The following is a 7,336-nucleotide window of genomic DNA, read 5'->3' as shown; positions in this document are numbered from 1 at the left end:
CAAACAAAATATCAGATTCAAACATTTTCTGAATTATTTTCGGTTTACTAAACTCAAACTGATCTACGAAGATGAGTTTAGTTTCAACTTTAGGATTTATTTTTTGAGTAATAAATTTCGAAGCAAGATTATAATTATATACATCGTTATTGCATAGAATCCATAATTCATCAATGTGTCTTAAACTTTCAAGCGTATGCTTTACCATAGGACCAGAAGGAATATCTAAAAAGACTAAATCAAAAAAACGTAGCCCTTCAATGTAATAGCGGTTCATTATGTTATCTGTAAAGCATTTATAATTATTACGATTAAACGGGAAAAAGGTTACTCCCTTATAATGAAGTGGAATGTGTTGTGTTGTTAGATTAGGGTTAATTAAATAATCACTTAATGATATCCAACGTTCATCTATCTTCATAAATTTTTGAACATATGAATATAATTTTGGTGTATTTGATACACCTTCTAACACAGAAATTGAAATTGAGTAATTAGCCATAAACACGGCGAGGTTAGTCAAAAAGCTTGTAACGCCTACACGATTAATAGGCGACCATACACCAATTACTTTTTCACCTATTAGTTTTCTTCTATGAACAGGGATATTTATATAATTTCTAAGATTTAGTATTGCTTTTTCATATGTTTCTTCACTTATTGCAAGAACACTTTCCCTTTTTATAGTCTCTTTTTTAATTTCTTCACTTACCGGAGTACCCTCTCTACTACATATATCATCCTTAGAATTGTTATCATTTTGATTTTCAAGAGGTTTTTCTAAATAATTCTCTTTACCAGCAGCTACATTTCCATTGTTATATTTCTCGATTGCCTTGGTTTCATTTTGAACAATATTGTCTTGTTCATTTTTAGCAGTATTTAATTTTCGTATTTTAACTTCCTCTACAATATGAGGTTCTATTTCTATATCTTCATTATTTTTATCACGCGATTCTTTACTACCGGAATTCCCCTGGCCTCCCTCAACTACATTGCTTCTTGAGTTAACCATAATCATCTTTTGTAAATAAGAATGTAAACTGTCGGGTGTATTATCAACTACTTTAAAAGGATGTGTTATAAGATCTAGTTCTAAACTATCTAATTCATCAGCTAAGCATACCTTGTAATTCGCTCTTAAGTTTTGCCGCAGCATTGCAATATAACTACTTCCATTTTCGCCTATTATTTCTTCTGAATCCACGAAAACTGCAAAAACCTCATTATAATCATCTATGTTGGTATACGTAACTTCAATGATCTCATCACCAGGAAAAAATTCTTCAATAACCTTTTTAAATTCGGTAGCAATTGATTTTAAAACTAAAACTTTCAATTCAAGCACCACCTTGCTCTCTACTCAAATTAAATTCCTCTAATAAACGACATAACTGTTTCCTCATTTTGTATGAAAGCTCATACTTACCATTTTCTATATTGGATAAATGGCTAGGAGTTACTCCTAATTCTTTAGCTAATTCGTTTTGTTTAATTCCTAATCTTTTTCTACAAAGCACCAATATTTCAGAATCATTTTCTGGTATCAATGTATCAATAAGCACCTTTCCCCCTCCTTCCTTTATTCAAATTTTTAACGAACAATTTAAATTCCTTGTCATAATAAGAATATTCTTTTTCTATCAAATTACTAAGTGTTTCTCTCGAAAAATTAATTGAAAATACAGACTACAAAACATATACTTAAAATGTACCATTATTTTTTATTTTATTTCAAAAAACACTCATGCCCTTCGGGTAATCGATTTTATTACACTTTCTTCGTGTAAAAAAATAGATTCCTTCGAAGGGCATTTTTGTGTTTAAAAGGAGGAAAAAAGATGTTCAAAAAAAGAAAATACCAAAGTTTAGAAGCTGTACACGACGCTTTATTAGCTCCATTTGAAAAGAGTGAATTGAAATACAAAGATGGTAAACCATACATTCCTCATTATCAAGCTAGAAAGAGATTAATAGAGATTTTTGGGGTTTATGGATTTTCAATTGAATATCCAATTCAAGAACTCTATGCAGAACCAAGTAGCGTCCCCCCTATTATGTGGGCAAGAACAACATGTAAGTTAACTTTAGACTTTACAGAATGGGGCGGCGAGAAAAGAATTGTTTGTGGCACAGATGCAAAGAAATTGAACAGATTTTCTAATAAAGAGAAAAATATAGAAAATGGAGTTGTGGGACAAATTTGTGATTTAGGCGATGATGAAAAATCAGCAATGGCTAGAGCATTTGTAAAGGCATGCGAATCCGTTGGGATCGGCTTATACCTATGCTTAAATCCGAACCACCAACAAACAAGTAATACAACTACACCATCAAACAGCAATTACAATGAATTATGGAACATCGTAAACAATTATGAAAAAGCGTTAAAAATTAATATTGATGATCGAAAAGAAATATTAATACCTTCATACCCTAAGCAACGCGATTTTAAAAAATTAAATGAAAAACAATTAGAATTTTACATTTCTATAATAAAACATTCTGCAGAAATTGCAGTAATGGCCAGTAATTCAAATACTGAAAAACTTATATTAAATGAGTTATCAAGATGCTGTAATCAACAATTTAGTAATTTTAAAACTACTATTGGATTTATGAACGAAGCAGCTGTTGAATATACAGATAACTATTTAAAACAAAGCAAAAGTGCAATCTAACTATCAATTTCATGTTAACACCAAACGAAATTGAATGAATTAGAATGTACATTTGTTATTAACATATCAACTGAAATTAACATGTTAAGCATGGTAAGTCACCAAAATATCAATGTTATATCAACTGAATCTCTTAGAGATTGACATGACATTAACATTTTATATTTTTAAGGAGGAAATATTTATGCACATTAAAATTTCAAAATCTAAATTAGTTGAAAGCTTATCTAGTGTGGTGAAATTTGCAGGTAAAGATAAAAAAGAGCCTATTCTTGAGAGTATTTTGATTGTAGCTGAAACAGATAAATTGCGATTTATTGCCACTAATTCAAAAGAAACAATTGAGCGTATTGTTTTTTGTGATGAAGACGTATCAGTAATATCAGAAGGAACAGTATTAGTTGAAAAGAAAATAGTAGATGTCGCAAAAAAATTAACAAAAGAGCCTATTAAACTAAAACTATCCAAAAATACTCTTCAAGTAATCTCTGGTAAAAGCAATTTCACTCTAAATACCTTTAAAGTAAGCGATTATCCTGTAATTAAACCGAGTCAAGCGGAATATTTCGCTGACATAGAGTGTTCTATATTAGAAGAAGCTATAAACAGCGTCTGCTATGCGGCGTCTACTTCAAATCAAAGACCTATTTTAAAAGGCATTCACCTAACTGTATCAGAGAATCTCATGACCTTTCAATCTACAGATAGCCATCAACTAGCATATAAAGCTATTAAATTACAGACAGCCTTCAAAGAAGAAATTAAAATGACAATTCCAGCCATTGCTTTAAAAGAAGCTATCAATAGTTTCGATACAAAAAAATCAATTAAACTGAGCAAACTTGATAATACATTTATTTTATCAAGTGATACTGAAACATTTAGAACCCAAACACTTGAGGGCGAATATCCCGATGTCTTAGTTAGATTACTTTCGCCACTTTACGAAAATGTAATTTTAGTTAACAAACGTGAGATATTAGAGGCTCTAGAACAAATAATGCTATTTACATCCAATAAGCCAACAGGTATCTTTACATTGAATAATAATGCTATCACTATAGAAAATGAAGAAAAATCCGAGGGCAATGCACAAATCTTAATACAAACTGAGGATATTACAACACCTGATCCATCAGTTAAACCTGAAGACTCAATTATAAAATTCGGTTTCAATGTACAATTACTGTATACTTCTATAAAAGTTATAAACTGTGATTTAATATCTATTGGCTTTAATGGTGAGAAAAAGCCAATTAGTATAGTACATGAAGATTATTACAATAATCTTGGTGTTAATTCTACTGAACCATTACAGCCAATTCATTATTCAGATTTTAGATTCATACTACCTAGCATTATTAATTAAATAATAGAGCCTATACTATCAAGTATGGGCTTTTTTTATTTGTTTTATACATAAACTTTAAGTTTTTTATATTATAAGTTTAATATTATATCTTTATAATTTATTTACAAATCACTTTTATTTACTTATCATTAACATATTGTAGACTAATTTGTTAATTTCATAGCAACAATAAAGCGAGTTAACACTCCAAATAGCGCATTATAAACAACAAAACATTAACATGACATTAACATATTTATATCGATTTTACACAAACATTAATGTCATGTTAACCAACAATTGATTACATGTTAATGCTATATTTGATGTTAATTTCATTTTATGAAGGTATTTTAATTAGTATTGCCGAAAAGTACTTAACATGTTAATTTCACTTTCTACGATTAAATTCCAAGGAGGTATAACAATGATTGAACAGGATAAGCAAACTACCACTGAAAATGGTGAAGAAACTAATAAAAGCTTTATTCATGAAGACGCTTTTGAAAAAGCATGGCGAATAACTGAGTTTTCAAAGTTAGTAGGCCGCCATCACAATACGGTATATAATTGGTTCAACACCTTAGAAGAAAAAGGGTTACATGGGACTCTTAGAACCAATAATACAAATGAAAAATTATATAATAGTCTTGATTTAGATATTGCTTTATTTATCAAGCAGAAGAGGGACGAAAAATGGTCACTAGATGCAATTATTGAACTTTTACCACATCAATTTGAACTAAGGCCAGTTTCACCAGAAAATCAAACCAGTGAAGTTTCAGCTCAATTAAACATACATGAAGCAGCTGCAACAATCGAAAAAATAGTTGAGCAAAAGCTTCAATTGCATTTACAAAGCATTGAAATGGAGTATCGAGAAAAATTTGAGGAAGCTGTACGTTCTGCGTTACCTGAACCAGAAGACCCTGAAACCTTAAAAGAGCGCCAAAGACAAGAAAGACTAGATAATATGATTATTCAGCACAGAGCGCGTACAGAGTTAAGAAAACAAGCTGAAAAAGAGTGGAATACTCTTCCTGAAGAAACCCGAATTAAAAAAGTTGGTTGGTTTAAAAAAGAAGAAGATCTTGCGCGGAAACAACTTTTCATAGAAAACTACATTGATGAAAACATGATTGAGTATATACAAAATACAATGAATATAGAAAAATAAGCCTGAAAAATTCCAGGCTTATTTTTTATTTTGTTCCAAACATTTTATCTGGGTCCATAAATGCAGCTAATTCTTCATCATTTTGTACATTCTTTTCTTCATCTTTAGCTGGTTCTATTTCAAAGTAATCACCAAAATTAATGTTGAAATCATCATCCGAATCTTGTTCTTCAATAGTTGTAATTTGGGACTTTTTATATTGAATTTGATTTTGTTTTTCTTTAAATTCATTGTATTCTTCGACTAATCCTTTAGATAAGCGAGATGGTAGTGCATCTGTTTTATAGAAAGTATACACGCTACCCATAAAGTCATTCTTACTAACTAGATATCCATTAAAAACAGTTCCATTGATTGGTAGTTTGTTTGTTACTTCTACCTTAGCATCATCCATAAATGAATCATCAATATTCTTTTGTTCATCTAAAATTGCCAACATACCAAAATGATGCACTTTAGATGCCTCTAAATCTCCATTTTCATTTGTTTTCATTAGATCAATTGGATGGTGGAATGAGCTTCCTTTTAATGATTCTGAGAACATATCTACAATTTCTTTACTATTTTCAATTTGATTCATGTTACGTGAAACCTTATTAATTACTAAGCAGCCAGTTCTTTCTAGCAGAATTCGTTTAAAGTCTTGAGAATCTAAAATTACAGATGTTCCAGAGCCGTTTGCAGCTGTGTTTAACTCATGAATAATATCTCCAATGCGCTGGTTTGCATAGTCCCGTGAGTTTGCAATTCCTTTTTTCTCATTTTCATTTAATCCTTTAAACTCATCATAAAAATGTTGATTATCTGCAAACACAACAAATGCTACGCCTTTAGCCGGATCATTTGCTAACTTCCAAATTTCTTGTGAGAATTTATTTACTTGTCTCAGTACATCAGGTCCATCCGCTCTAACTGGAAGTGTAACCACAATGCCCATTTTAATGAAATCTTTACGTTCAATTGCATTATTGAAAGCAATTTTCGCATATTTTTGTTGATTTGCTATTAGTTCTTCTCTAGGAATTTTCATCGCCATACTTTTTAGTTCTTCCGCGATAACAGGCTTATTATGAAAAGCAGAGAATTCTTCAATTGCTTTAATAATTGTAGATGTACCTGTTCCACCGCCTAAACCAGCAAAAAATAACACTAATTCATCAGATGGTCTTACACGTTCTGTAATAAACTCTTTTAATTTATCTTTAGCATCATCATTAGATTCTAAAACCTTTACAGCACGTTCAGGATTTTTACCTAAACCACCTAATTTTAGTGAAACCTGATTGCTTTTTGGAACATGCTTCAGTTCGGCTAAATCTCCGTCATTACTATTTAATGCAAGACAATTATATACTGCTGTACCATCTGTATGCTTATACTCAGCAAACTTATCTACCATTCTAGTTCCAGCTTGCCCAAAACCAACCATAGTCATCTTTACAGCAACTTCGTTTTTCAGAAAGTTTTTTGCCATTTTCCATCTCTCCTTCGTTCTTTTTACTTGTTTTTACGTTTCTCTAATTCAATTAAAATTTGTTGTCCTCTTATTGTTGAAATTAAAAACTTATACGGATGCATAATTTTTTCTGTTATTAATGACATGGCAGCTAAAGTACCCACACTTCCCTCTGCTGATCTTCTAGAAATATTAGTTCTTTCAATTTCTAACGAATAGGATTTTCCCTTAGGTTTCTTTACTCTCCTATCAATAACAACATTTTCTACTATCTCATTTATTGAAATACCTCTCATATACTTTGTCTCTTGGTATTGTTTGTTTACTTGAGATCCTATGTAATGAAATACATTGTATAGTATTTCGTCTTCTTCAATAATGTCTGCGAACATTTCTACAACTTCAGGAGTAAATTTGTTCTGTTTATATTTTTCACTTAATACCTCGTTCAAGTTGTCCCCCCCTTAAAACGTTGGTTAATTATTCCTAAAAATATATTACATCATTATAAGACGTATATCAAGTCATTATATATAAGTCTTATATAAGGTTATTATATACAAGACTTATATATAGCTTTTATTTTATAAAATTGAATTAATCTCATATATATCAACACTTTTTATATAAGACGTATATGCAAGTCGTTTATATGCACAGTACACAAAACA

At 30.5% G+C, this 7,336-nt stretch carries 7 protein-coding genes; 3 read left to right on the top strand and 4 right to left on the bottom strand.

Annotated features, from left to right (window positions below; all coding sequences use genetic code 11):
• Window positions 1-1,339: hypothetical protein (locus V7183_RS18810; protein WP_335360452.1), on the bottom strand; the 1,339-nt coding region annotated here is incomplete at its 3' end.
• A gap of 1 nt (window position 1,340) precedes the next feature.
• Complete coding sequence (locus V7183_RS18805) at window positions 1,341-1,565, bottom strand: helix-turn-helix transcriptional regulator (protein ID WP_014481527.1); 225 nt, start codon at window positions 1,563-1,565, stop codon at window positions 1,341-1,343.
• 276 nt (window positions 1,566-1,841) lie between these two features.
• Between V7183_RS18805 and V7183_RS18800 the strand changes: the two genes are divergently transcribed.
• The 3 genes from V7183_RS18800 (at window position 1,842) to V7183_RS18790 (ending at window position 5,209) form a co-directional block, all read left to right on the top strand.
• Window positions 1,842-2,681 carry a hypothetical protein gene (locus tag V7183_RS18800; protein ID WP_335360451.1) on the top strand — a complete coding sequence of 280 codons (840 nt, stop codon included), beginning with the start codon at window positions 1,842-1,844 and terminating at the stop codon, window positions 2,679-2,681.
• A gap of 184 nt (window positions 2,682-2,865) precedes the next feature.
• The gene (gene dnaN / locus V7183_RS18795) at window positions 2,866-4,050 is read left to right on the top strand and encodes a DNA polymerase III subunit beta (protein ID WP_335360450.1); all 1,185 of its coding nucleotides are present in this window, start codon (window positions 2,866-2,868) and stop codon (window positions 4,048-4,050) included.
• Between the two features lie 409 nt (window positions 4,051-4,459).
• A complete protein-coding gene (locus tag V7183_RS18790; protein ID WP_335360449.1) occupies window positions 4,460-5,209 on the top strand; it encodes a terminase gpP N-terminus-related DNA-binding protein in 750 nt (249 codons plus the stop codon).
• Window positions 5,210-5,234: 25 nt separating this feature from the next.
• On the opposite strand, the gene V7183_RS18785 is transcribed toward V7183_RS18790, so the two are convergent.
• Window positions 5,235-6,683, bottom strand: coding sequence for a cell division protein FtsZ (locus tag V7183_RS18785; RefSeq protein WP_335360448.1), 1,449 nt, complete (start codon window positions 6,681-6,683; stop codon window positions 5,235-5,237).
• 23 nt (window positions 6,684-6,706) lie between these two features.
• Complete coding sequence (locus tag V7183_RS18780) at window positions 6,707-7,117, bottom strand: hypothetical protein (RefSeq protein WP_001006724.1); 411 nt, start codon at window positions 7,115-7,117, stop codon at window positions 6,707-6,709.
• Between the last annotated feature and the right edge of the window lie 219 nt (window positions 7,118-7,336).

Source organism: Bacillus sp. JJ1127, assembly GCF_036965845.1.
Taxonomy (GTDB): domain Bacteria; phylum Bacillota; class Bacilli; order Bacillales; family Bacillaceae_G; genus Bacillus_A.
This window is presented reverse-complemented; position numbering and strand designations above follow the sequence as displayed.

Excerpts from the sequence above, each read along its gene's own strand:
- dnaN (WP_335360450.1), top strand. The coding sequence starts at position 2,866 with ATGCACATTAAAATTTCAAAATCTAAATTAGTTGAAAGCTTATCTAGT.
- V7183_RS18785 (WP_335360448.1), bottom strand. The coding sequence starts at position 6,683 with ATGGCAAAAAACTTTCTGAAAAACGAAGTTGCTGTAAAGATGACTATG.
- V7183_RS18800 (WP_335360451.1), top strand. The coding sequence starts at position 1,842 with ATGTTCAAAAAAAGAAAATACCAAAGTTTAGAAGCTGTACACGACGCT.
- V7183_RS18790 (WP_335360449.1), top strand. The coding sequence starts at position 4,460 with ATGATTGAACAGGATAAGCAAACTACCACTGAAAATGGTGAAGAAACT.